Annotated in this window: 16 protein-coding genes and 1 tRNA gene; 5 read left to right on the plus strand and 12 right to left on the minus strand. The window is 59.6% G+C overall.

Translation table 11 applies throughout. The features are described from left to right. Window positions 1–93: 93 nt before the first annotated feature. From VGU25_17335 to VGU25_17345, 3 genes are all read right to left on the minus strand, one after another. Window positions 94–543, minus strand: coding sequence for a VOC family protein (locus VGU25_17335; protein HEV2578973.1), 450 nt, complete (start codon window positions 541–543; stop codon window positions 94–96). 442 nt (window positions 544–985) lie between these two features. Beyond that, window positions 986–1,062, minus strand: a tRNA-Pro gene (locus tag VGU25_17340). Window positions 1,063–1,148: 86 nt separating this feature from the next. Then, window positions 1,149–1,421, minus strand: a complete 273-nt coding sequence (locus VGU25_17345) for an oxidative damage protection protein (GenBank protein HEV2578974.1) — start codon at window positions 1,419–1,421, stop codon at window positions 1,149–1,151. A 117-nt stretch (window positions 1,422–1,538) separates the two neighbouring features. Here VGU25_17345 and ligA point away from each other — a divergent pair, with 117 nt between their 5' ends. After that, on the plus strand, window positions 1,539–3,680 hold the full coding sequence (ligA, locus tag VGU25_17350; GenBank protein HEV2578975.1) for an NAD-dependent DNA ligase LigA: 2,142 nt from the start codon (window positions 1,539–1,541) through the stop codon (window positions 3,678–3,680). Window positions 3,681–3,904: 224 nt separating this feature from the next. Here the strand turns inward: ligA and manD are convergent, their stop codons facing one another. From manD to VGU25_17380, 6 genes are all read right to left on the minus strand, one after another. Beyond that, window positions 3,905–5,113 (minus strand): D-mannonate dehydratase ManD, encoded by a 1,209-nt coding sequence (manD, locus tag VGU25_17355; protein ID HEV2578976.1) that lies wholly within the window; start codon window positions 5,111–5,113, stop codon window positions 3,905–3,907. Window positions 5,114–5,128: 15 nt separating this feature from the next. Then, window positions 5,129–7,768 carry an alpha-glucuronidase family glycosyl hydrolase gene (locus VGU25_17360; protein ID HEV2578977.1) on the minus strand — a complete coding sequence of 880 codons (2,640 nt, stop codon included), beginning with the start codon at window positions 7,766–7,768 and terminating at the stop codon, window positions 5,129–5,131. Window positions 7,769–7,798: 30 nt separating this feature from the next. Beyond that, a complete protein-coding gene (locus tag VGU25_17365; GenBank protein HEV2578978.1) occupies window positions 7,799–10,504 on the minus strand; it encodes a glycoside hydrolase family 3 C-terminal domain-containing protein in 2,706 nt (901 codons plus the stop codon). Between the two features lie 36 nt (window positions 10,505–10,540). After that, on the minus strand, window positions 10,541–11,794 hold the full coding sequence (locus VGU25_17370; GenBank protein ID HEV2578979.1) for an ROK family transcriptional regulator: 1,254 nt from the start codon (window positions 11,792–11,794) through the stop codon (window positions 10,541–10,543). Continuing rightward, window positions 11,791–12,552, minus strand: coding sequence for an SDR family oxidoreductase (locus VGU25_17375; GenBank protein HEV2578980.1), 762 nt, complete (start codon window positions 12,550–12,552; stop codon window positions 11,791–11,793). Before VGU25_17375 ends, VGU25_17370 begins: the two co-directional genes overlap by 4 nt. A gap of 297 nt (window positions 12,553–12,849) precedes the next feature. After that, window positions 12,850–14,532, minus strand: a complete 1,683-nt coding sequence (locus tag VGU25_17380; GenBank protein ID HEV2578981.1) for a uroporphyrinogen-III synthase — start codon at window positions 14,530–14,532, stop codon at window positions 12,850–12,852. Window positions 14,533–14,711: 179 nt separating this feature from the next. Here VGU25_17380 and VGU25_17385 point away from each other — a divergent pair, with 179 nt between their 5' ends. Beyond that, window positions 14,712–15,851 carry a hypothetical protein gene (locus VGU25_17385; GenBank protein HEV2578982.1) on the plus strand — a complete coding sequence of 380 codons (1,140 nt, stop codon included), beginning with the start codon at window positions 14,712–14,714 and terminating at the stop codon, window positions 15,849–15,851. Between the two features lie 72 nt (window positions 15,852–15,923). Here the strand turns inward: VGU25_17385 and VGU25_17390 are convergent, their stop codons facing one another. Continuing rightward, window positions 15,924–18,161: an MMPL family transporter gene (locus tag VGU25_17390; GenBank protein ID HEV2578983.1), complete on the minus strand. Its 2,238-nt coding sequence runs from the start codon at window positions 18,159–18,161 to the stop codon at window positions 15,924–15,926. 195 nt (window positions 18,162–18,356) lie between these two features. On the opposite strand from VGU25_17390, the gene VGU25_17395 reads away from it, so the two are divergent. After that, the gene (locus tag VGU25_17395; GenBank protein HEV2578984.1) at window positions 18,357–19,136 is read left to right on the plus strand and encodes a hypothetical protein; all 780 of its coding nucleotides are present in this window, start codon (window positions 18,357–18,359) and stop codon (window positions 19,134–19,136) included. A 16-nt stretch (window positions 19,137–19,152) separates the two neighbouring features. Here VGU25_17395 and VGU25_17400 read toward each other — a convergent pair whose 3' ends face one another. Then, the gene (locus VGU25_17400; GenBank protein HEV2578985.1) at window positions 19,153–22,425 is read right to left on the minus strand and encodes a thioester reductase domain-containing protein; all 3,273 of its coding nucleotides are present in this window, start codon (window positions 22,423–22,425) and stop codon (window positions 19,153–19,155) included. A 421-nt stretch (window positions 22,426–22,846) separates the two neighbouring features. Between VGU25_17400 and VGU25_17405 the strand changes: the two genes are divergently transcribed. Both VGU25_17405 and VGU25_17410 read left to right on the plus strand, forming a co-directional pair. Continuing rightward, window positions 22,847–23,983, plus strand: a complete 1,137-nt coding sequence (locus VGU25_17405; protein ID HEV2578986.1) for an acyl-CoA desaturase — start codon at window positions 22,847–22,849, stop codon at window positions 23,981–23,983. Between the two features lie 95 nt (window positions 23,984–24,078). After that, complete coding sequence (locus VGU25_17410; protein HEV2578987.1) at window positions 24,079–25,437, plus strand: cytochrome P450; 1,359 nt, start codon at window positions 24,079–24,081, stop codon at window positions 25,435–25,437. Between the two features lie 100 nt (window positions 25,438–25,537). On the opposite strand, the gene VGU25_17415 is transcribed toward VGU25_17410, so the two are convergent. Further along, a complete protein-coding gene (locus VGU25_17415; GenBank protein ID HEV2578988.1) occupies window positions 25,538–26,725 on the minus strand; it encodes a heparan-alpha-glucosaminide N-acetyltransferase domain-containing protein in 1,188 nt (395 codons plus the stop codon). Window positions 26,726–26,736 lie beyond the last annotated feature (11 nt).

The raw sequence follows: 26,736 nt of genomic DNA on the forward strand, positions 1-26,736 counted from the left end.
GGGAATGGCGAGGTTTCGACTTGGAAAGCTCCGCAAAGAACAATCCGGACAGCTACCGCCGCGGTGTTCAGCACCGCGAGGATGAGAGCGAGGTTAGGCGAGGCCAGGTGGGCAGAGGTCACCCTCGCTGCTGCGTTCGACAAGTTCGATCGGCAGTAGATCATCGCCAATCAGCCAGCAGATCCTGCGGCCGGCGAATGCCAATCCTGGCTTTGGTTCCGAAATCAGGCGCATTCCGGCCTCCTCAAGCTGGGAAATAGCTTCTTCGAGTGGCCCTGCGATGAAGCAAAGATGGTTGAGGCCGCTTCCGCGCTTGACCGCATTGGCGAGCTTGCTCTCGGGACCGTCGGGCGCGACCAATTCAAGGTAGGAGCAGTCTCCGCGCAGCTTCAAGAACTGAACCAAGGCTGTCTGCAGCGGGTCGTGGATGATAGGGGTCACGAGTTCGTAGCCGTAGCGGCTGACATAGCTTGCTGCGATGGGACCGATGCTGGCCGCGGCATAGCCGATGTGGTGAAGTTGTAGCGCGGTACCTGAGCTCATGGGCCATCCAAATGATTCGAGAAGTCTACCAGCTCGTTGTAATCTGTGACCTGGTCCAACAAGTTTGTGCAATGGACGGCGTTGCCCTTTTTCTTCGCGTGAAATAGGACGCTATCTAGACACAGGGCTTAGTAGTTCACCGTTCTGGTGGAAGGGATTCCTGAAAAGACATGATGTGTGTGTCGCGGGGCTGGAAGAGCACCGTGAATTTCGGGGCATTTTTATCCACAATAAATGGTGTTGCTCCGGAGCGCTGTCCTAGATATAGCGGCACTCATTCCGTATGTTACTAGCTCATTTCAAAGAGACAGAGATTGCAACAGCGCGGCACACCGTCAGAGTGCAGAGCGTCTATCGTCAAAATCTCGATGACCTCATCCTGCCTCAGTGGGACGGGAATTCGTTTGCAGGAAGTGACGGCGGTTGGATCCCTACAGTTAAATGGTCGGGACGACTAGATTCGAACTAGCGACCTCACCCACCCCAAGGGTGCGCTCTACCAGGCTGAGCCACGTCCCGACCGTCACTGCATGCGCCGGCTCTTCAGCCCGCGCGGGGTACGTCCAGTCTACCACTGGACAGAAAAGTTAATTCGCCCCGAAGCCTTAATGCGTCGGCGCCACATACTCCTTCGGCAGCTCGCCGCCGCTCCCAAAGAAGAACTCATTCATCTGTTCCACCAGGAACTCCTGCGCCTCACGTGTCCACGGCTGCAGACGGTATTCGTTCAGCAGCATCTTCTGCCGCTCCACCCACTCGCCCCAAGCCTTCTTTGACACATTCTTATAAATCTTTTGCCCAAAATCCGAGTCAAACGGAGGCTCGTCCAGCCCTTCCATCTCCTGCTTATACTTCGCGCAGAACACCATATGCGCCATCGCCAAAAATCTCCTTATCGCTACATTCTACTGACTCGCTGGCACACTCGCCGACTGGCGCACTGAAATGCCCTCCCGTCCTTCACCGAGGCGCCTGCATCCCTATAATTTCCCCGTATGACGAAAGCCGCCGAGCTCACACCCGACCAGCAGATCGAATCCCTCCGCGAGCTCCTCCGCCACCACGAGCACCTCTATTACGTCCTTGACGCGCCCGAGTGGACCGACGCCCAGTACGACGCAGCCATGAACCGTCTCAAGGCGCTCGAGGCCCAGCACCCCGACCTCATCACGGTCGACTCGCCCACGCAGCGCGTCGGCGGCAAACCTAAAGAAGGCTTCCCCAAGGTCGCGCACTCGCGGCCCATGCTCTCGCTCGATAACGCCTACAACGCCGATGAGCTGCAGGCTTGGGCTGAGCGGGTCCAGTCCGGCCTCGGCTCGAAAGAGAAACCGCGCTTCGTCTGCGAGCTCAAGCTCGACGGCCTCTCGCTCGCCCTCCAATACATCGCAGGCCGCAACGGCGAAGCCACACTCTCCACCGGTGTCACGCGCGGCGACGGCACCACGGGCGAAGACGTTACCACCAACGTCCGCACCATTCGCAGCATCCCGCTGCAGATCAGCGCTGCCAAATTAAAGTCCGCGCATCTCCCGCAGAACCTCGAAGTCCGCGGCGAGGTCATCCTCCCGCAAAAAGCATTCGAGCAGATGAATGAAGAGCGTGTCGCCTCTGGCATGTCTCCCGCCGCGAACCCGCGCAACGCCGCCGCCGGCACCATCCGCACTCTCGAGCCCAACATCGTCGCGCAGCGCCGGCTTGAATTCTTCGCCTACACCCTGCTTAGCAACGGCGAGGAGATTTTGCCAACACAGTCTGCAGCGCTTGATGCCCTCCGCACGATTAATCTCCGCGTGAACCAATACGCGCACACGGTCTCCTCAATTGAAGAAGCGCTCGCCTTTATAGATAAAGCCGAACAACTCCGCGACAAACTCGCCTACGAGATCGACGGCGTCGTCCTCAAGGTTGACTCCGTCGCACAGCAGCGCCGTCTCGGCTTCACCGGCAAGGCGCCACGCTGGGCCATTGCCTACAAGTTCGCCGCGCGTGCCGGCGTCACCAGGCTCGAAGACGTTCTTTTCCAGGTCGGGCGCACAGGCAAAATCACACCAGTCGCCGCACTCTCGCCCATCTTTATCGGCGGGACCACCGTCACTCGCGCCACACTCCACAACGCCGACGAGATCGCTCGCCTCGGCGTCAAGATCGGCGATTTCGTCTCCGTGGAGCGCGGTGGCGACGTCATCCCCAAAATTACAGAAGTCGTCCCGCCTCCAAAGCAGCAAGCCAAAGACCACACGCGCGGCACGAAAGAAATCATCTTTCCCAAATGCTGCCCCGTCTGCGGCACCGATCTCGTCCGCGCCGAAGGCGAGGTCGACTGGCGCTGCATCAATACCGCCTGCCCCGCACGCGTCGCCGGCGAACTCCTCCACTGGGCCTCACGAGGCGTCATGAACATCGAAGGTCTCGGCGATGCCATGGTCGCCCAACTCCTCGGCCAGGCACCCACACCCGAAGGCGACGCCGAAGAATCCGTCAGCGAAACAGGCGAACCCATCACCACCCGCGAGCCGCTCATCCACTCCATCGCCGACCTCTATCGCCTCAAGCGCGAGCAGCTCCTCTCACTCGAGCGCGTCGGCGAAAAGACCGCCGACACTCTTCTCGAACAAGTCCGCAACAGCAAAGACCGCGGTCTCGCGCGCGTCCTCCTCGGCCTCGGCATCCGCTTCGTCGGTGAGCGCACCGCTCAACTACTCGCCGAGCACTTCGGCTCGATCGACGAGCTCCGCTCCGCCACCGCCGAACAACTCGAAGCCGTCAATGAAGTCGGCCCAAAGGTCGCGCAAGCCATCGTCGAATTCTTCTCCAACAAAAAGAACCAGCAACTGGTCGATGACCTCAAAGCTCTCGGCCTCAAACTCACCGCCGAGCGCCGCATCATCGGCACCACTCTCGCCGGCCTCACCTTCGTCCTCACCGGTACTCTCCCCACCCTCGCCCGCGATGAGGCCAAGGCCCGCATCGAATCCGCCGGCGGCAAAGTCTCCGGCTCCGTTTCAAAGAAAACAAGCTACGTCGTTGCCGGCGAAGAAGCCGGCTCCAAACTGGACAAAGCCCGCGAGCTCAAAATCCCCATCCTCGACGAACCCGCCCTCCTCAAACTCCTCGCCGAAGGCCCAGAGGCTTGACACCACCCCATATAATAGAGACAGGAAGAATCACGCCCGGCAGACGCCGGGCGTTCGCATTTCTGCTCCTTGAAAATCGAGTACTTTCAAGATTTTGCAGCTGGTGAGCGCTACAAAACGGGCATTTTGCGCCAGAAGTGACACCCGGAGACACTTAGGTCCGAGGCTAAGTGTTTTGTCAGGAAGATTTTGCGCAAAAAGTACGGGGGGAGGGGGCCCCCTTCCTACCAGTCCGTCAGCGTCCCATCCAGCTTCCTGGCGATCGGCAGATACGCCCTCTGGTACGGATATTTTGCTGCCAGCGCCTCATCAATCTCCACCCCCAGCCCCGGCTTATCCCCCGGATGCATGTACCCCGCCTCGAACCGGTAGGCATGCGGAAACACCTCATCCGTCAGCTTCGAGTGGTGCATGTGCTCCTGTATCCCGAAGTTATGGATCGCCAGGCCGACATGTAACGCCGCCGCCATCGTCACCGGGCTCAGGTCCGTGGCCCCGTGGTACCCCGTACGCACCTGGTACAGGTCCGCGAAGTCCGCCACCTTCTTGGCATGCGTAATCCCGCCCCCGTGCACCACAGTCATCCGGATGTAATCGATGAGCTGTTTCGAAATTAGCTCATTGCAATCCCACCCTGAATTGAAAACCTCGCCTGTCGCAATCGGCGTCGTCGTGTGCTGCCGTATCAGCGCAAAGCACTCCTGATTCTCCGCCGGCGTCGGATCCTCCATCCAGAACAGGTGAAACGGATCCAGCGCCTTGCCCAGCCGCGCCGCCTCAATCGGCGTCAGCCGGTGATGCACGTCATGCAACAGATGCACATCCTCGCCGACTGTTTTGCGCAGCTCCTCAAACAGCTTCGGAGCGAAGTTCAGGTACCGCTCGGTCGACCACACACTCTCGCTCGGCAACCCACGTTCCGCCGGCTCATACGGCTTACCGCCCTTCGGCACACCGTAGCTTGAGGCAACACCAGGGACGCCAGCCTGCGCGCGCACCGCCAGGTATCCCTCGCTCATGTGTTTCTGTACCGAGTCGATCGCTTCAGCAATGTCCGCTCCATTCGCATGCGTGTACACAAGACATCCTTGCCGCGACGCTCCGCCGAGCAGGTTGTACACCGGCGTGTTCAGGGCCTTGCCCTTGATGTCCCACAGCGCCACATCCACCGCGGCGATCGCCGACATCGTCACCGGCCCCCGCCGCCAGTACGCCCCGCGATACAGGTACTGCCAGATGTCCTCGATCTGTGACGGATCGCGCCCGATCAAGCAGGGAATCACATGCTCCTCGAGGTACGCCGCCACCGCCAGCTCGCGCCCATTCAGCGTCGCGTCACCGAGCCCGTGAATGCCTTCATCAGTCTCGATCTTCAGCGTCACAAAATTGCGATCGGGTGAGCAGACAATCAATCTTGCAGCAGTAATCTTCATCGCGTCCTCACTTCGTTACTGTGGAGTGATCGGTCCATCCGGTCCAATCTCGATGTAGTCGACCGGAGCATACTCCTGCAGGTTAGGCTGCATACGCAGCCCTTGAGAGGGACCTGCTAGCCCTGCGGCCTGAGCTCCATGAAACAGGATCAGCCGCACATCCGGAACACCGCGCAGCTCCAGTACATCACCAGGCTTCAGCGTCACACTGCGAATCGTGCGTCGCGTGCTCGTCTGTCCATCAAGATGAGGATCGGGTTGAGCAGGCGGAAGTTTGTCATCCGCTTTCCACGTCGCGACCTCTAATCCATTCACGCTGAGAGTGTAAGTCGAAACTCCGGCCCAGATATCGAAGTACTGCACCGCAATATCGTACGTTCCCGCTGGCTTCTGAAGCGTTGTCGTGAGCGTGCATCCGCCAGCGTCGTGGCAGACGACGGCCTTGCCACCCGAAGCTGTCTCCCAAGGCGTCACATCGACCGTCTGGTATCCAACAGCCTTCATGTCCTCAGCTTCGATGCGATTTGGATGATGGCCAACGCGACCTTGCGCATCGTCGATGCCAGAGATGCGCTGAAACCAGTTATCGATCGCATCCCGCCACACGATCGCGTGACCTGCCTGGTACCCGAATAGTGCATCTGTTTTCTCGTATCGCTCATCGTCGATCTTGCCCTTGAGCGACTCCCACTGCTGCACATACTCTGCTGCGGCAAGCGCGCCTTCGTAGTGCGAGTCGTAGATGCTCTGCACGAGCGTCTTGCCGGAGTGCAGCTTGTAGTCATACGGCACGTGATGGAAGAACAGCAGCAGATCGTCAGGACAGGTTGCGAGCGACTCATACTTGTCGGCGAGTTCCTTTGGATACTGGCCGATGTAGCCCGTTCCCGTCGCGACGGTACGGTCCATGCCGATGCCCTCCTTTTCGCCGCGGAACCACTGTCCCCATCCGTTGTGCTCCGCGCTTTCGATGCCCGGACCGAAGTGATAGCCGAGAATGTTCGTCAGCGTGCCCATGCCGTTCGGCCCCGTGTAGCTCTCGTATACATGCCAGCTCTTCATCTGCATCGCATCGATCGTACGATCCACCTGCGGATCGTTGCCCCACGTCAGTCGCGTCCAGGTGTCGATGATCTTCTCGAGCGGCTCATCAGGATTCCACGCGAGCTTGCCGTAACCGTAGAGGTTCGCCATCGCCATTGGATGATGCAGCCAGTTCGGTTCCATCCCGACGTTCACGACGCTGACGAATCCGCCAGTTGGCTGGTTGAATGTCTTGCCAGTAATGATGTCTTTAACCGGTGAGGGCTTTCCGTCGACGCGCATGTCGGTGTCGAGCACCCACCTCCACATGCTCGGCAGCCAAACCATGTGCCGCTGCTGTCCCGTGTACTCCTGAGTCGTCTGCAGTTCGATTGCTTCCGGCGTATGACGTAACGCTGCGAACAGCGGCGAAACGGGTTCACGCGCCTGGAAGTCGATTGGACCTTCCTTGATCTGAATGATGACGTTCTCGTCGAACTTTCCGTCGAGAGAGGCGAAGTTGTCGACGCCGGCGCGTGCGCGGTCTGCCTTCAGATCGTGCCAGTCGAGATGATTGTTGTAGACGAAGCCGCGATACAGCACCACACCGTGATGTGGCGCAAGAGCACGGGCTAACACGTTCGCTGCGTCAGCGGGTGAACGGCCATACTGCGATGGCCCTTTGCGTCCTTCCGAATCGGCCTTCACAGTGAAGCCGCCGAAATCGGGAATAAGCGTGTAGATCTCCTCGACCTTCTTCTGCCACCACGCGATCACTTTTGGGTCGAGCGGATCAAACGTATCCAATCCTCCGACGGTCTGCGGACTCGTGAGATCGATCGAGAGCGCGAGCTTCACACCCCAGGGGCGAAACACGTCTGCGATGCGCGCGAACTCCTTGAGGTGCTCCGTCGTCAGCAGATCGAGGTCTGCATTCACGTTGTTAACGTTGCATCCATTGATGCCGATAGACGCGAGCAGCCGCGCGTACTCTCCAGCACGCGTCAGGTCCTGGCGAACATGCCCGTTCTCGAAGAAGATGGATGGGCCGGCGTAACCGCGCTCGATGGTACCGTTCAGGTTGTCCCATTCATCGACCCAACGAATCGGCGCAGAAGCTTTCTCAATCTCAAAATCGCGAATCGGTTGTTCTGAGGCTACTTCTTCGAGCAAATGGAAGGATGCATAGAGTTCAGCTTGAGGCGTCATTGTCTGCAGCAGGAACGATCCGCCCTGCAGACTATTCTTCTGGATAACAAACCAATCTGAGGTGAAACGTGCAGATCCTCTCGCTCCAGCGTTGACCTCGGGGCCAGTCTCCGAGGGTTTGGGTCCCCGGTTGAGGCGAATGGCACGAACCTTGTAGCTGAAATCGTATGGAACAACTGTGAACGTTCGTCCCAACATTGATGTGAGTCCACGCTGCAACTCTCGCGCCGCCGCACGGTCGGCAGGAGTATCTACCTGGAACATGATGCGATCAGGAAGAAACTCATATACGCTGGAATTCAAGATCGGTGCATAGCGCAGCCATGCAGCAGAACCGTCTTCCGCTCTCGCACTTGGGCCAGCAACAGCAAACAAAAGAGCGAAGCTCGCAACGCTCTTCAACCAGATACTCGAGCACCGCATCCCTTCGCTCCTTCGGTGTTGAAGTGTGAGTTAGTGCAGCAGTTCCTGCGTGCCGACGATGGTGAAGTCTGCTGTTTCTGGTTTGGAGGAAGCGCGGGGATCGTCGGGCTGTGAGCCGCCGACGGAGAGCTTGTAGCTGCCGGGCTGCACGCTGCGGACGCCCTTATCGTCGACTTCGCTGAGCTCGCGCGGAGAGAGTTTGAAGACGACGTGCTTTGTTGCGCCGGGAGCGAGATGAACGCGCTCGAAGCTTTCGAGCTGAAGGTTCGGTGAAAGGCCGCCGTTGCCGTCGTGCGGAGGAATCAGGTAAAGCTCGGCGACTTCATCGCCTGCACGCGCGCCGGTGTTCTTAACGTCGGCTTCGACGGTTAGCGTGTCGCCTGCGTGGACGGTTGTCTCGGAGAGCTTCACGTGCGAATAGGCGAATTTTGTGTAGCTGAGGCCGTAACCGAAGTCGTAGAGCGGCTTGCCGGTGAAGTAACGGTAGGTGCGGTTCTTCATCGAGTAGTCGGTGAACGGTGGAAGCTCATCGAGTGAGGTGTAGAAGGTTAGTGGCAGACGGCCGGATGGATTGTTCCTGCCGCCGAGTGTCTCGGCGATCGCGCGGCCGCCGGCTTCGCCTGGATACCAGGCTTCGAGGATCGCGTTGGCGTGGTCCTGCGCCCAGTTGACCGCGAGTGCGGAGCCGTTGAGCAGAACGACGACGAGCGGCTTGCCGGTTGCAGCGACTTGTTCCAGCATCTGCAGTTGCGAGTCAGGCAGCTTGATGTCCGTGCGGTCGCCGCCGGAGAAGCCGGGAATCTGGATCTTCATCTCTTCGCCTTCTAGCTCGGGCGAGAGACCGACCATGGCGATGACGAGGTCGGCGTTCTTCGCGGCGTCGCCTGCGGCCTGCTGCAGAAGACCGGGTCCGGGGAAGTACTCGAGCGAGATGCCGGCGCCGAAGAGCGGAGCGTTGTGGGTGTAGGTAACCTCGATGGCGTGAGGCTTGGTGTCAGCGAAGTCGAAGGAGAAACGCGGCGTTGTGCTCTCGCGGAACTCCGTGCCTTCGGTAGCGTGGGTGCTGACGTCATTGCCGTCGATCTTCACATCGAAGTGCTCGCGGTCGCCGCACGGATAGCAGTGGGCGAGGCGCATGCTGAACTCCTGCTTGCCCGGCGCGAGCGGAGTGATGAAGCCGGTCCAACGAACGCCGAAGTGGTCCTGCTTCACCTCGGGAACAGGAGCGGCGGAGTTCCAGTCGAAGTCGATTGCATGATCGATGCGCGTAGCCACCGGCGTGCCTTCGACCTTGCCGTTGGCGAAGTACTCGGCTTTGAGGCCCTCTTCGTGGGAATCAAGCGATGGACGCAGCATGGTACGCGGGACGGGCATCGCCATGCCGTCGGCGTAGGGCGCGCCTTGTGCGTAGATGACCTTCGCTCCCGCGAACTCGGTGCGCAGTGCGTCGATCGGCATTGCAGGATTCTTCGGCACGGCGTTGTAGTTGCCTTCGAGCGCGGAAAGGGAAGCGGCGTTCGGGCCGATGACGGCGATGGTCTTGAACTTCGCGGGTGCGAGCGGGAGGATGCCGTCGTTCTTGAGCAGCACCATCGCTTTCTCGGAAGCTTCGAGCGCGAGTGCGTGGTGCGCAGGCGAGTTGACTTCGGAGAAGGGGATTGAATCGTAAGGCACCATTGATGGTGGGTCGAAAAGGCCGAGCTTCATGCGCGCGAGGAAGAGACGCCGGAGTGAGATGTCGATATCGGCTTCGCTAATGAGGTGATCTTTGACGGCGTCTGCAAGGCCGGTGGCATAGGAGCGGCCGCACTCGGTGTCGGTGCCGTGATGAAGCGCGTCAGCGTCGGCGTGCGCTTTGTCGGGTGAGGTGTGGTGCGCGGTCTTCTCGTAGAAGTCGTCAACGGCGCCGCAGTCGGAGGTGACGAAGCCCTGGAAGTTCCAGTAGCCGCGGAGGATTGTCTGCATGAGGAGGTCGCTGCCGCAGGCGGGCTGGCCGTAGATGGCGTTGTAGGCGCACATCGTCGAGTAGGCATGCGCGTCGACGATGGTGGCGCGGAACGCGGGCATGTAGGTGTCCCAGAGATCGTGTGGACTGGGCGTGACGTCGAAGCGATGGCGCTCGCTCTCGGGGCCGGAGTGCACGGCGAAGTGCTTGGGTGTGGCGATGACTTTGAAGTAATTGGGGTTCGTGCCTTGCAGGCCTTCGACGAAGTTCTTGCCGAGCGTGGCGGTGAGGAATGGGTCCTCGCCGTAGGTCTCCTGGCCGCGGCCCCAGCGCGGGTCGCGAAAGATGTTGATGTTGGGTGACCAGAAGGTGAGGCCGAAGTAGATGGAGTGGATGTTGTTGCGCAGGGCTTCGTTATTCTTGGCGCGTGCTTCGGTGGAGATGACGTCGCCGATCTGGTGGATGAGCGGAGCGTCCCATGTGGCGGCCATGCCGATGGCTTGCGGAAACATCGTCGCGTAGCCGGAGCGAGCGACCCCGTGAAGGCCCTCGTTCCACCAGTCGTACGCGGGGACGCCGAGGCGCGGGATCGCGGCGGAACTGTTCGACATTTCGGAAATTTTTTCTTCGAGTGTCATGCGGCCGACGAGGTCAGCGGCACGCTGCTCCTTCGGCAGCGACGGATCCATGTAGGGCAATGGCTTCGTTTGTTGCGCCCGTGAAATGGTCAGAGTGCTCGCGAGTGAAACTGCAAGAGCCAACAGGCCGCGCCGAAGTTGAGCAAGCTGCATTCTTGTTCTCCCGGTTATTGCTGAGGTTGAGGTGAGCTAGGCGTGTACTGTGTTTCGCGGCCGCTCGCGGCTGCCGTGGGTGGAGCGGTAATAGCCGGAGTGGCGCTGCAGGACGAGGGCGGCGGCACCGCGTAGACGAGCGAGTTCGCCGTCGGATGCTGCGGCGAGGCGCGGGGGTGGGCCGGCGAGCATGGTGGCAGCCAGCTCTTCTTCGACGAACGGAGCGATACGCGCCCATGAGGAGGTGATGTCTCCGATGACGAGCACGACCTCGGGGGAAAGAGCGGCGGTGACGAGGCGCAGGCCGCGGCCGAGAGCGCGCGCCTGACGTTCGAGTGCAGCAAGCGCCTTGGGATTGCCCTCTTCGCCGAATTTCAGGAGGTCCTGGATGCGCGTGGCGGGTTGATCAGGTTCGAGTTCCTGGTAGTAACGGAGTGCGGCTTTGCTGGAGGCGAATGTCTCCCAGCAGCCGCGCTGCCCACAGCCGCAGACTGGACCGTTCGGGTCGATCGGGATATGACCGAACTCCCCGGCGAGGCCGCTGCGGCCGGCGAGAATCTGGCCGTTGGCGAGGATCGCCGAACCGACACCTTCGGAGACGGTGATCAGCACGGCGTTGCGAACGCCGTCCATGCGGCCGAACCAGAGTTCGCTGAGCAGACAGGCATTGGCGGCGTTGTCGAGCTCGACTTGAAGGTTGAGTCGTTCGGTGAGGGTTTTCTTCAGGTCGAAGTCGGACCAGTGCAGGTTGGGCGCAAGGATGATGCGTTGTGTGTCCGGGTTGACGCGGCCCGGAACGCTGATGCCCACGCCCTCAACACGCTTGTCCGGGTGCTGCTTGCGCAGCGCCTCGAGCGCTTCAGCCATTTTGATTGTGGCGCGTTCGGCGTCGGAGGCGAGCGGAATGGATTCACGCGAGAGGAAGCGGCCGTTGAGATCAACTACGGCGAGAATCGCCTGACCGGGACGCAAGTCGGCGACGAGCGTGACGAGCTCTGGATTGAGCGTGAGCATCGTAGGACGCCGTCCGCGCGGGCGCTTGGCGGCGGCGCCTTCGGTGATCCAGCTTTCCTCCAGCAGTTGCTCGACGATGGCAGAAACTGTGCTCGGCTGAAGGCCGGAGAGCCGCGCGAGCTCGGCACGGCCGACGGGTTGGTTAGCGCGGATGAGCTCGAGCACGATGTCGCGGTTGATGTCACGCGCCATTTCGCTCGAGGCGAGCTTTACATAGGCGAGGTCGATCCGGCGGCTGCCTTGCCCATCGTTACTGTTTCGTACGGTTTCTTTCACTGATTGACTCCGCTTGCCAGGAACCCGCCATCAACGGCGATGATTTCGCCAGTCACAAAGCTTGCCTCGTCGGAGGCGAGAAAGACTGCGGTCCCGGTGAGCTCTTCCACTTTTCCAAAGCGGCGCATGGGCGTGCGCATCAGCAGCTCCTGTCCGCGCGGCGAGTCGATGATGGAGCTGTTGAGCGCAGTCGGGAAGATGCCCGGCGCGATGGCGTTTACGGTTACGCCGTTCTGCGCCCACTCCACCGCAAGCGATTTGGTCAGAGCGCCGACCGCCGCTTTGCTCGCACCGTAGGGAGCGACCTCCATGAATGCGACGAACGTGGCGAGGGAAGCGATGTTGATGATGCGACCATAGCCGCGCTCAACCATGCCGCGGCCGAAGATCTGGCAGGCGCGAAATGTGCCGGTGAGATTGATATCCATGATCTCGTTCCAAAGCTGTTCACTGCAATCCAGCGTAGGGATGCGCTGGGTGATGCCCGCGCAATTAAAGAGGATGGAAACGGGACCCAGCTCGCGTTCGACACGATCGCAGAGTTGTTGGAGCGAGGCGCGGTCGGCTACGTCGGATGCGATTCGCGATGTGCGGACGCCGGTCTGTTCGATTGCGCGGGCAGTCCGCTCGACGGCGTCGAGCCGACGTGAAGAGGCGACCACATCGGCGCCGGCTTGTGCGAGGGCAAGCGCGATGGCATAGCCAATTCCAGACGTCCCGCCGAGAACGACGGCGCGCTTTCCGTGAAGGTCAAACATTTGCGGACAGCCTCTGCGCGATGTCGCAGGAAACAGCGCATTCATTCGTACTACAAGCGCGAGGCAAATGTCACGAAATTCCTTCTCGCGCCGCTAAAATATGCCGTGGCCGCCAATCTATTCTGTAAAACGTTGAAAATATTGCAAATAATTAGCCATCAACCAATTTGTAGTGTTGGTGTCGTTTGGCTTTTTCTGTACTTTTTTCGGCCCATGACCCCCATCCGGACCTGGTATTTTTCGCGTGCGGCATCGCTCCGAACAAGTGGCGTCGGGAGGATAGACGGCAGTCGCGAATCAGGCTTGCGGAGGTCCCTCGCGGCGGAGGTTATCGGAGAGCAGGATGGCTTCGGCGATCTCGCGCATGGACTTGCGGCGCTGGCGGCTTTCGCGCTGCATGGTGCGGTATGCCTCGTCCTCGGAAATACTGAGATCGCGCTGAAGAATTCCCTTCGCGCGATCGACAGTCTTTCGAGTCTCGAGGCGGTTGGTAAGTTCGGAGTTTTCAGTCTCGAGGCGAGCGCGCTCGATCTCTGCGCCGACGAGGATGCCGATGGTCGCGACGACCCGGCGCTGCAGCTCGGTGTGGACGTAGGGATCGCGGTGCTGAAGGTTCAGCACGCCGACAACGCGATTTGCGCAGATTACGGGAGCGCAGAGCATGGCCTCGAAACGATCTTCGGGCAGGTTCACGAAGGCTTTGAAGCGGGGGTCTTCGCTGGCGCGCTCCGAGATGGCGACGGTCTCGCGGTGTTCGGCTACCCAACCGGTAACGCCCTGGCCGACGGAGATGCGCAGGTGATCTACCTCTTCGGTGTGCGGGTTCTTGGAGGCGCGGAGGATAAGCTTGTCGACTTCAAGGGTGTAGAGAAAGCAGGAATCGCAGGGGATGACGGCGGTCACGAAGGTGACGATTCGCTGAAGGACGACGTGAAGCGGATCCGAAGAGGCGATGCTCGAGCTGATCTCGTGTAGGACGTCGAACGGTGCGAGACCGTCGCGAAAGCCCGCCATGGTTGCAGTCGATGGAGCGACCTGCTGGATGCCGTGGTCACGTGCGGGCGCGCGAGTGATTGTGGGGGCGGGCGGTTCGGGCGGAGCTTCAACGGGTTGCGCGACGTCAGCTGGGGGCACGGGCGTGCGCTTGGCGGCGAGGAGCTTGCGCGCGTACTGTGCGGCTTCATTAACGAGGAAGCCCATGCGTGGATGTGATGGTTCGAAATCGGGCCGGATGCCGTAATGGAGGAGCTCTTCGGTCGTCGCAGGGCCGACGGAAACGACGACGGTAGAGTTGAGGGAGCGGCGGAGATCGTCGGCGAGGCCCATGTCATCGGCCACCTGGAAGAGATGGATGACCTGGACGGCGGTCATGAAGAGAACGACGTCTAAGGTGCCGTCGATCAGCGAGCGAACGCATTCACGCAAGGGGCCGAGGTCCAGCGGAAGGCCCCACTGGTATACCGGGACCTTGGTGAGCGAGGAGCAGCGCTGGACCAGCTCGGAGAGGAGCTCGGGATTGCTGGCGCCGTACTCCTGAACGGCAATGCGCATGTCGCGCAGGCGGTCGCCGTAAGTCGCGTCAAGGGTTGAGACGACCTCACGCCACGTGGCCGGTTCGGGGGAGACAGCATCCGCAGCAATATTGATTTCGCGGAGGGCGGCCTGCGGCTTTACGCCACGGCAAGCGATTTGAACCTTGCGGAGTGCGGAGAGGATGGCTTCACGATCGAACTTTGTCTCGAGGATGCTTATGACGTTACGAACGCCGACGCCGGTGAGGAAGAGGACCAGATCGAACTGGCCGGCGAGCAAGTCGCGGCCGAAGTCCAGGCAGGCTGTGTTGGACTCGAGCGGAACCTCACGCATCGCGGGAACGACGAGGGGATCGCCGTTATAAGTGCGTATGAGCTTTTCGACCTCGCGGGCACGGCGGGACTCGAGCGAGAGGACACGGAGTCCGTCAAAGCTGGCGTGAGGCATGGGTTCAGGTCCTTTCGCGAGTGCTAATAGTTTACGGCGTCGGGGGAAGAAGAGACCCGACGCCATGGCGGGTGCATTTTCTCCAGTGTCGCTTGTTCGCACTTGGGATCGTAGACTTAGTAGCCGGGACACGGCGAAACGCTCCGGCGATCCCAAGGCAAGCTTCCGATAGGAGATGGATGATGCGTTTCGTGGTGCTGCTGATTACAGGTGCAACTCTGTTTGGACCGCTGGTGCGAGCTCAGGATGGACAGTACAAGGTCTTGAAGACGGCTCGCGTCGGCGGAGAGGGCGGGTGGGACTACATCTATGCAGATTCCGCCGGGCGACGACTTTATATCCCCAGAGGTGCCGTGAGAGCTACGCCCGCTACGGATACGTCGCTTGAGACGGCGGCAGTACCGCCACGTTTGACGGTCTTCGATCTCGACACTCTGGCGCCTGTGAACGAGCTATCCGGTGTCGGAGGCCAGGGAACCGCTGTTGATCCAAAGACCGGACACGGTTTCACCAGCGATCACCCCCAGGTGTCGATGTTTGACACCAAGACATTGACGAAGCTGAAGAGCATCGACGTCGGAGAGGCGCGCCCGGATGGGATTCTGTTCGATGCATTCAGTGAGCGGGTGTTCGTATTGAGCCATCCGACGAAGAACGCGACGGTCATTGATACACGAGACGGCACAGTTACCGGGACGATCGATCTGGGCGGCACGCCAGAGGAAGCTGTCGCGGACGGCAAGGGGATGCTCTACGTGGTGATGCAGGACCCCGTGGGTAGCGTCACCGCGGTGGATCTGAAGTCGATGAAGGCGATCGCGCACTACTCGCTCGTGGATATGGGCGGATGTAACGGACTGGCATTGGACGCGAAGAACGGCGTGCTGTTTGCCGCGTGCAGCAGGCCGAGCTTGCCTCCTCCGCAAACATCGGGTGCAGGGCAGCCCGCCGGACAATCGCAGGCCGCCATGGTTGTGTTGAGTGCAAAGGATGGGAAGATCCTCGCCAAGCTGCCATTGGCTGGCAACTCAGATGGCGCTGTGTTCAACCCGGCGACCATGGAAGCATTCAGCACAGGAGGAAATGGAACGTTGACCGTGGTGAAGGAAAAGACTCCAGTGGCATTTGAAGTCGAGCAGGTGCTGAATACGATGAACGGAGCTCGCACAATTACGCTCGACATGAAGACAGGCCATCTGTTCACGATGTCGCAAGAGCGCGCTCCCGCACCTGCGGACGCACCGGCTCCGCCGAATGGCCGCCCTCGAATGGGACGGCCTGTACCCGGCTCGTTCACGATTCTGATGATCGGAAAGTGAAGAAGAAAATGCAGCCAAAGAGCTTCTGAAGCTTCCGGATGGTCCCCAGCATGGGGACTGAAATCGTAGTGCTTAGCTATTGTTTCCCTGAGAGGAAACAGTTTTGCTGGTGCGCAGTCCACCTGGCCACCAATTCCAATCGCCGGCGATCCGAAGAAGAGCAGGACCGATCACGATGCGGACGAGGGTTGCATCAATGAGCACGGCGATTGCCAGAGTGAACCCGATCATCTTGATCACCAGGAAATCACCAAAGGTGAAGGCCGCGAAGACCACTATCATGATCGCGGCGGCGCTCGTGATGAGGCCGGCGGTTCGGGCAAGGCCCTCTGGAATGGCATCGACTTCGGTCAGTCCGGCTCTCCTGGCTTCAAGAACCCGTGCGACGAGGAACACTTCGTAATCCATGCTGAGGCCGAAGACGATCGCAAAGGTCACAATGGGAACGAGCGGGAAGACGCTGCCAGCTCCATGCTGAATTCCAACAAGATGGCTTCCATAACCTTTTTGAAATACGAGCACCAAGGCTCCGAAAGAAGCGGCCACCGAGAGCAGGTTGAGAAGGATTGCTTTCACTGCTGCAAACAGGGACCTGAACCCACCCAGAAGAGCAAGAAGCGTTCCAGCGACAACCAACTCCATCACTGGCACAAAGTGGCTGTCGATGATGGTCTGGTAGTCAGCATTCAAAGCCGGCACCCCACCGACGAGGAGAGTCGCGCCAGGTACGCCGGTCAACGACGTTGCGCCGGTCTTGCGAAGCTCCCGCACCCAACGGACTTGTTCGCGTAAAGAAACTGAACCTTTGGGCAAGACCTCGAGCAGCGCCGCGTGGCCGTCAGCGCTCAGAAAGGTGTGGCGCGTCTCGCGCGAAAGACTGGTGAGAAAAGACCGGTCGTTGTCCGCGATCGTATTGATTGAGATCACACGCGCGCAGCGCGGATCGCTTGCGAGTCGCTGGCTCACCCGTTCGAGCGTGTTCCATCCCTCGTCGGTCTCCGGAATCGAATTGCCGGGTAGTTCGACGATGACACGCATCGACTCGACAATGCCGGCACGGTCCATTTGTTCAAGAGTATGAAGTGCGTGGACCGATTCAGCCGCCTGAGGAAGCCAGTCACCTTTGGGCAGGCTGGTGTCGAGTTGCGTCGCCTGCCATGCGAGCAAAGCCAATGGCGCGCTGGCGAGTACGATCGCCAGCCACGGATGGGCGACAATCAACTTCCCCCATCGCCTCCACCTCTCTCCTGTGCTGGCAAAACGGCTCGAATCCAACCTCGGCCTGAACGGCAGGCGGCCGGTATCGATGCGTGGCCCGAGCAGTGCAAGCAACGCCGGGACGAGAGTATTGGCCAGCAACGCGCTGGTTCCCGCGACAAGACAGCCGGCGACTCCGATGGAGCGAATTTCGCTGATAGGCACCGCCAGCAGCGCCAGAAAGCCGATGGCTACCGTTGCCGCGGAGATCAAAAGCGTGCGGCCGGCCGAACGTGCGGCCATGGCCGACGCGGTGGCCCCATTGTGGCCGGCGGAAACAGCTTCCCGGAAGCGGCTGATCATCAGAAGCGTGTAGTCGATTCCGAGCCCCAGTCCCAGCATCGTGGCCAGATTCTGAACCAGGATGGACAAGTGGAAGTGTTGAGCCAGGAATCCGGCGATGGCCAGGGTAGTCGCAATGGCCAGTTGTCCGACGGCCAGCGGAATAAAAGCAGCAACGAGGCTGCCAAAAGCTAACAGAAGAAGAATCAGTGTCGCGGGAATCACCAGGCTCTCAGCGTGCCTCACCTCGTCTGCGCTGGCCTTGCGAATGTCAAAGTTGAGTGGGATCTCGCCTGTCAGTTCGAGCTTGATGTTCGGATAGCGCGGTCGCAACTGATTCGCCAGCGCGTTTTCGCGGCCGTGCAGCTCGGGAATAAGATCTTCCGCGGGTCCTTCGGTCGACGACAGTCCTATCAGGACGAACGATCCGCCGCCCTTGCCGAGAAAGATGGGGTCCTTCAAATCCAGGTACGAAACGACCGCGGATACGCCTGGTTCATCCTGCAGTCCGGCCACAATCTCTGCTAACGCTTGCGCGCCTTCGTCGGAATTGGCAGGCGGCAGTCCCTGGACCACCAGAACTACCTGGTTGACGAAGGGAGAATGAAAGCGGGTGGTCAACTCTTGCGAAACAATTTCCGCGTCGCTACCTTCAACGCGGGTTGCGGTCTCCAGATAACGCTCGCTGTGGAACGAAAAGGGCAGAAGTGCAAGAACCGCGACAAGAACAAGCCCAGCTACCCAGAAGCGACGCGTGCGCACCAGAGCCATCAGGTAAACAAGATCCTCGCAAGCTGAAGCTCTTCAGGCTCTGCGCTGTCGGCACAGGTTGAGAGGCCGAAGAAAGAGACGTCCGGAACGTGTCGTCATCCCGGCTGCCTTGGTCAGCATACACTCATCGTTGCGCCGTCGAGGCCCTCGCTCCTGCTAGATTGGAGTGCAGTTTGCGTTTGTGGCGGAGGGCCCATGCTGAAATTCGTGTTCCTTGGAATTCTTCTTTTCTCTCAAAGCGGCGCCGCCCAGGATCCTCGAGCAGGTTCATGGACGCTGGTCTCCGCGCATTCCTCCGAGGACCCGCCTAACAAGCTCTCCATCAAAGCTCTGCCGGATGGAGTGCAGGTCACGATGGCTGGCGAAACTCATCTCGACTTCACCGCAAAGTGGAACGCGCACAATACCCCCGTACCTTCCAATCCCGCGTTTAACCAGATCGAAATTCATAGGATCAACAAGAGGAAGGTGGAGGTGCACGAGAAGAAGAATGGCGCGGAGGTTGCTACGCTTCGCGATCAGATCTCCCCCGACGGCAAAGAGCTGACCATCACGACGGTAACCGAAGGACATCCTGACCAGGTCACCGTGTGGACTCGAAACGGAGGTACGAAGGTCCCGAAGGATCCCTTCGCCGGGGATTGGACGGAAGACCTGTCCAAAACGCGCATGCGCCAGGGGCTCACGTTGAAGATCGAGCCAGAGGGAGACTCCGTTCGCTTCTCAGGCGACTTCAGCTACGTTGGCCGCTTCGATGGAAAGCAGTACGACGTCAGGAACTCGCGCAATGATACGGTCCAGCTCGCGCTCGTCGATCCTCATACTGTCGACGCAGTCTACAGGCGTGACAATCAGGTAACTCAGAAGGACAGGTGGGTGGTGTCAGCCGACGGAAAGACCATGACACTCGATACCAACAGCACGCTGGAAACTGGCCAACGCCTGGCCGAGAAGCTGATCTTTCAAAAAAAGTGAACAGTCTGGTCAAGGCCTATACGGCTATGACCGGATCGTTGACTTCGCGTGGGGCCACGGAGATGATGCCCTTGCGGTGCATGAATTTCAGGATGCCGTTTACAGTGTCTTCAAGTGAGGGATCAGGCTTGCCCCATGCCGAGGCATCGCGCGCCGCCTGGTAGGTCGAATTATCGTAGCGCTTGAACTCCATCGCGGAGATGTTGTCGACGGAGTTCACCAGAAAGTCCAGCAGCGGAAAGAGCAGGTCCTCTTTTCGGCAGCGCCGGATCAGCTCGGGAATGAATTCGGGAAGACTGAAAATCTCAAACTGTCGGCCAGTCGACTTGGTGATGAGGCTCGTGATGTCCATCATGTTCGCGTAATCGTCGCGAACCACGTGGAAGGTCTTATTCGCCGTCCCAGCCGTGCTGGAGATGGAAACGATGTTGTTCGCGACGATGTCCGCGGGAACAAAGCTGACCTGGTTCAGCGTATCCACTCCGATGCCGTGGTTCACCATGAACGCAACCAGGCGAACGGCGATGTCGAAGTTGTTGCCGCCACCGCTAACCGAAGGACTCACGAGAGCTGGCCGGAAGATACGCGTGGAGAGTCCCTTGCTGCGCGCGTCGGCCACCACTTGCTCGGCGACCCATTTGGTCTGGCTATAGCCGAAGTCGAGAAGCTCCATGTTCTCGTTGAAGTCGGTCTCCCAAAGGGTGCTCTTCACCGCCCAACCAAACACGAACGTGGTTGAAACGTAATTGAATTCTTTGGGCCGGCCCTCAAACGCGAATCGCAGGACTTCGTTCGTTCCCAGGACGTTGGCGTCGCGCATGCGGTCATAGTTGAACAGGTAGTTTACGGTTGCACCGTTGTGGAACACCGCGTCTACTTCCTGCGCGAGGAAATCCCACGCATCTGGCGTGAGGCCCAGGCTCGGCTGGCCAAGATCGCCGCAAAGCGGGATGACGCGGGATTCAAACATCTGCATCAGTACATGGCTGCACGGGCCCATCGATTGCATGGCCGCCCGGAGGCGCTGGATGGCCTGTTCGTCGGTCGAAGCGCGCACGAGTACGTAAATCTTTGCGCTCGTCTGCTCGAGAAGGCTCTTGATCAGGAAGGGTCCAATGAAGCCCGTGCCACCTGTGAGCAGCACTTGTTTCAGCACAGGTGTCTCGGGCACAGGCCCCGGTGCAGGAGGATCGAAGATGAGCTTTCGATCGTTGGTCATCATCTCCCGTTCTGCTGCGTTCTGCTCGTCGCGGAAAGCGGCCAGCGAATGACGGAGGTGCTCCAGCGCTTCCTCGGGCGCGCTCTCCAGCTGCTCGGCCAACTGGAACACTTCTGCGACGGTGACCCGCTGAATGACGCCAATGTCGATCTGACGCGCCAGCATCTCGGCACCTTTGTCCTTCAGCAACTCCTGCAGCTCGTGCATGAAGACAACGAGGTCCAACGAATCCAGCCCTGCTTCGACGAGGTTGTATGATTCCTGGCCGGTGAGGTTGTATCTGGCCTTCAGGCTCGCGAATGGGGAATTGTCCTCGCACTCGGACGCGCATCCGCCCGTGTCTTTCTCGCGGGAAAACTCGGAGAGCACGCTAAACTCGCCGGCCAGCCACATTTGCTTCGTCTTGTGGCGCATGATTTTGCCGGAACTGGTTCGCGGAATGGCACGCGGCGCGATGAACGAAATCAACGCTACTTCCACGTTGAGGTAATCGCGGACTGCAGTGGCAATCTTGCGGGCATCCGGCAGCACATTAGGGTTCTTGACTTCGGCCACAATCGCCAGCGCCGGATCGCGGTCTTCATGGATCTGGAAGGCGGCAACACAGTGCGTGCGGATCAGACTGGAGGCGCGTTCCACAACGCCTTCAATGTCCTGCGGGTAATAATTCTGCCCGCGCAGGATGATCATGTCCTTGATGCGTCCGCACACGAAGAGCTCGCCGTCGTGGATAAATCCCATGTCTCCGGTGCGCAGGAAGCCGTCATCATAAGGCGTGTCGTCCACGAGCCGCGCGCGAAACTGCTTCAAGGTCAGCTCGGGGTTATTCCAGTACCCTAGGCACTTGCCGCTGCCGGCGAGCCAGATTTCCCCGACGCGGCCTTCCTTCAACGCCGCATGCCGTTCCGGATCCACAATCCTGACATCGAGCCCCTCGATGGGCACTCCACAGCTGACGATTTGGGCGGAGGCATCGACGCCGGATACCTCTGTTGTCATCCGGGCTTTGCCCAGAGCAAGCGCGTGCTTGTTGACGGAGAGGATGTTGCGGCCGTGCAGCGATACGGCGAGCGTGTTCTCCGCGAGCCCATAGGCGGCGTAGAAGCTTTCGGCCCGCAGGCCATAGGGTTGAAAGGCCTCCAGGAAGCGCGTGTACGTATCTGCTTTCACGGGCTCCGCAGCCACCATGAGCACGCGGAGCGAACTCAGGTCGCATTCATCAAGGCTCTCCTGCGGGATTCGCCCGGCGCGGAGGCAGTATTCATACGCGAAGTTGGGCGCGGCGGTGGCGGTCGCCTGATAAGTGGTAATGGCCTCAAACCACAGCACGGGACGCTGGATGAAGTCTGTCGGGGCAAAGCCGTACGTCGTTCCGCCTTTGAGCGCGGGGTAAAGATAGCAGCCAATCAAACCCATATCGTGGTACTGGGGAAGCCACGACACGACGACGGGATCGTCATGGTCGATAACGAGAGGGCAGGTCTCGAGGATATTTTGGTGAGTGACCATCACGCCCTTGGGCTCCATGGTGGATCCGGACGTGTACTGCAGAAAGAGAATCTTCGATGTCTCGAAGAAGGACTCGTCCGCGAGCGGCTGTGTAAATTCCTCTGTAACAACCCAAGGCAGGGCGGAGATGTAGTCGACGTCGACCCCGGAGGCCGCGACGCCACGTCGAGCGAGATTCGTCTTGAGGGACGCGTGGTAGTCGGCGCTGGTAAGGACGCCGGCGGCCTGGCAGTCCTTGGCAATGTGGACGATCTTGTATAAGGCGCTCTGAAACCCACGCGAGCTGGGAGGATAGACGGGGACCGGAATGAGGCCCGCGCGCACGCATCCGAAAAATGCGCAGATCATTTCGAGGCCGGGAGGATAGGCAAGCAACAACCTGTCCTGGGGTGCGAAACGGCTACTTTTCAGCAGGTGCCCGGCAATCGCCTTCGTTCGTCGCTGAAACGAGGCATAGGTGTAGCTCTCGACCGGGTTGCCATGGACGTCAAGGTAGCAATAAAGGGGTTTGAGCGGGTGCTCATCCGCGAGCCGGTCCAGCCTATCTAAAATCGACACCATTTCGATCAGCGATGCCCTCCAACTCTGGACAGGAATTCTCTAGTTTGAGACGAAAAAAGTCTCATACAGTTCCACGGGCCTGGCGCGATCGGGGATCGTGTCTAGGTGCGGATCAGTAGTGCAGGTCACCCGGAGCTTCGCGGAGCTCCGATGCTGGCAGCCCCGTCAACATGCCCGTATCACAGAGGAGCTTTCGGGTAATGGTAACAGAGCCGCGAACGAGGCCGCGACGTCATTCCTCCACGCAAACCGCCAGACTCCTCGCCCCGGTGTGCACAAACCCTTGATTCTGACGAAATCGTCACGCTAGCATGAGTCAACGACGCTGCTCGCGGGGACACAGCGCATACACTGTCAGTCAGGGCCACAGCCTCCGAAATGTGGTGACGCCGGCCTATTTGACATGATTGCAGGAGACAAGGTGGCAACTGAACCGGGAATGGCTCTAGAACCTGCCCTTGATGATCTGGGGACTCCCGAGACGCTGCCGATCCCGGCATCGAACGTCCCCTCCAGCGGGCCTGCATCCTTTCCAAGGGTTTTGCGCAGCCGCCTCGATCAGGTGTTCGCCGAGGGAGACATCTCTCCAAAAGCCGATCGCGCGATGTGGATCAAAATCGCCATCGGCCTGGCGGTTCTTCTGGGAAGCTGGCTCGCCATCTACTTTTGGAAACCCGGCTCCTGGAAGTTCATTGCTCTCTATCTTCTGGGTGGCCTCGCGCAGACCTTTCTTCTGCTCAACATCGCGCATGACAGCAACCACAACGCCATCTCGTCACGGGCGCCTGTCAACAAAACCCTGAATTACGTTTTCGATATCTGCGGAATCAGTTCGTACATGTGGCGGATCCTGCATCACCGCGGCCACCATTCATGCGTAAACATTCAGGGCGAAGATGATGCGCTGACTGGCCGCGGAATCCTGCGCTTCACACCGCATGAACCGCGCCGGCCGCTGCACCGCTTTCAGCACGTCTATGCGCTCTTTCTTTACGCGATGTTTTCCCTGGACTACGTATTTGTTCGTGACTTCGAGTGCTTCTTCTTTCCGTCTCATGACTATCTGAAACGCACCCGGCATCCGGTACGCGAGTACGTGATCCTCTTTGCAGGCAAGCTGTTCTACGTCACGTACATGCTCGTCCTTCCGCTGGTGCTGCTCCACAAGTCGCCATGGCTGGTCGCCGCTTCGTTCCTGATGGTACATCTGATCGTCGGATTGACGGTGTCGTTGGTCTTCCAGACCACACACACCGTGGATAGCACGCACTTCCCCGCAGGCCGCAACGAGTTTGAAAACAGCGTCTATCACATCTTTGCCACTACGGCCGACTATGCAACCGAGAACCCCGTAGTTGGCTGGCTAACCGGCGGCCTCAACCATCACATCGTGCATCATCTCTGCCCCTTCGTTTGCCATACGCATTATGGGTCGCTCACCCGCGTTGTGAAGCAGACGGCCGCAGAGTATGGCATCCCTTATCGCGAGAATCGCACGATGACGGGCGCGATCAGGGAGCACTTGATTCTCCTGAAGCGGCTGGGAAACGAAAACTAGATGCAGGCATTCATCATCCCAATTCCAAAGCCCCAGGCAGTTAGCATGATCCTTTTGAGCCATCCCTCTGAACCACTGAGCAGCGAGGTAGAACGGTGAAGTCTTCTGTTCCCACGGTCTCGCGCTTGCGCTCTTTCGCGGATTCGACCGCCATGGTCCGCAACCCGGTGCACGTTTTGTCGAAGTACACCCAACGCCACGGTGACACATTCCGCTTCTATATCGGTGGTCTCAAAGAGGCCATCGTCACCACGGATCCCGTGGTCATTCAGCATGTGCTCAAGACCAACGCGGAGAACTATCAGAAATCTGAAATCCAGGTGAAGCGGATGGGCCACTTCCTCGGCAAAGGCCTCCTCACCACACATGGCGAGGCCTGGCGTACTCAGCGGCGGCTCATTCAGAAGGGTTTCGACCGCAAGCAGTTGGAGGCCCTGTCTTTCATCATGCAGGACTCCCTGGCGGACTCTCTACGGCAGTTCGATCGCCAGGTCAGCGAGGGTCCGGTCGACATCTATCCCAGCCTGATGAAGATGACCTTCGCGATGGTCGCCCGGTCCCTGTTCGGCGCACGCCTGAAGGAAGAAGAAATCGACCTGGTAAGCGATACCATCTGCACGGTCCAAGAATTTATCGTTCGGCAGACGCTGCAGCCATACCTGAATCCATGGTTCGCCGCTTCCGGTGAGCTCCGGCGGCATGAAGAGATGCGCGCTCGCGCCGACAGCGTCCTGATGGCGTACATCAAGCAGCGCCGCAAGCAGCCGCCCGGAAACGACCTGCTGCAAACCCTCATGGACGCTCGATACAGCGATGGAGAAGGCATGACTGACGAGCTCCTGCTTAGTGAGAGTATGCAACTGCTCGTCGCTGGCCATGAGACCTCGTCGAATGCTCTGTCCTGGACCCTCTATCTACTCAGCTCGCGTCCTGATTGCCTGGAACGGGTTCGACAGGAATTCGATTCCGTTCTGGGGGACGCACCACTCGGTCACGCCGACGTGCCGAAGTTCGAATTCACCATTCAAGTCATTCAGGAGGCCCTCCGCCTCTATCCGCCGTTCTGGATGATCGATCGCGTCGCAGTCGCGGACGACCGCGCCGGGAATGTCGACATCCCTCGAGGAACGACCGTCATTGTTCATGTGTATGGAGCGCACCATGCACCGCGCTACTGGGAAAACCCGGAGACATTCGCGCCTGAGCGCTTCATCAAAGCGAACGACAAATTACGCACTCCGTTCACGCATATTCCGTTTGGAGCCGGTCCGCGCACCTGCATCGGCGCAAATTACGCGATGCTGCAGATGCTGATGATCCTGAGTGAGCTGCTGAGAAAGTATGACTTTCACACTACGCCAGGGCAGGTGATCGAAGCCCGTCCGATGGTCATCCTGCGACCCAAGCAAGGCATCCGAATGAGCTTTACCCCAGCAGTGCCGGCCTACTCGTGATATTCCCGGAACAATCTGGTTGAGGTATCAGGCGAGCGTAGCGCATAGGGCCTTCGACTCGCTAACAAAGTGATCATGATCGGTTGCTATCGCAGCGTGCCTAAACCTTAAGGAAGATCCTTCTTCTGAATAGCAGCAGCACCGGCACATAGCAGATGACGACGTACAGGACAGCGTAGGTCAGTGCGGCAATATATGGCTGCCGAATCACTGCTGCGACGGGTTGGAACAGCCATTGCTGCACCGAGTAGGCGGAGCCCGGTGCTCTCATTGTGGAGAGGAACGAGGCCAGAAATTCAGAAAAGGCGTAGGCCGCCAGTGCGTTTGTGCCGAAGGCGATCATCGGCACTGCGAGCCGCGTGGCCTTCTTCTCCACATCGAGCCACCAGAGAAAGAAGCTGAGTGCAAGCAGACTTACTCCAGCATTGAAAACAACAAACGAGCTGGTCCAAAGACGTTTGTTGAGTGGCAGCCAATGGCTCCATAGCAACCCTGCAAGCACGCATAGAGCTCCGGCCAGAGCCAGCCGTGCCGCTTTTGCTCCGGGGCTTATGGGCCGCTGCAGACGAAAACCCGTGAGTATCCCGACAAGGGTGCAGGCGAGCGCCGAAATGGACCCGAGCAGGCCTTCGGGGTCATAAAAGCCTTGGTGATAGAGGTGACTGGCGGGCAGTAGATGGCGGTCAATCCATGCAGGCAGATTGCCGTGCGGGTCGAGCATCGCCACGCTCACGCCGGGTAAACCGTACCCGGGGACCGGCACCCACCGCAGCACAATCCAGTAGCCAAACAGGATGGCGAGCGTAACCCAGAAGATCGTGCGGGGGCTCAGCGACAGATAGATCACGCTCGCGAGAAGGAAACAGACCGCGATCCTCTGGAGCACGCCGAAGATTCGAAGGGTATGCAGTTCAAAGTGGGGGAAGCCGTTGATCGCAATTCCGAGTGCAAACAAGATTAGCGCTCGTCGTAACGCATGAAGCAACAGCACCCGCCGGGGGACACCGCGGCGTCTCTTCCCGCTGAACGAAAGCACCAACGAAATGCCCACGATGAACAGGAAGCAGGGAAAGACCACGTCGGCGATGGTGCAGCCGTTCCATGGAGAATGGCGCAATAGGCGATATGTGTGCGCCGCATCTCCGCTGGTGTTGACGAGGATCATCAATGCGATCGTCAGGCCGCGCAGGGCGTCCAGCGACTGCAGCCTCGGGGCCTGCGCGGAGGCTGCAAGCGCGCCCGCATGATCGGGTAGAGTTGCGATCTGGATCGGGGCATGGGTCGTCATCCGATGACCTG

Source organism: Acidobacteriaceae bacterium (assembly GCA_035944135.1).
GTDB lineage: Bacteria > Acidobacteriota > Terriglobia > Terriglobales > Acidobacteriaceae > Granulicella.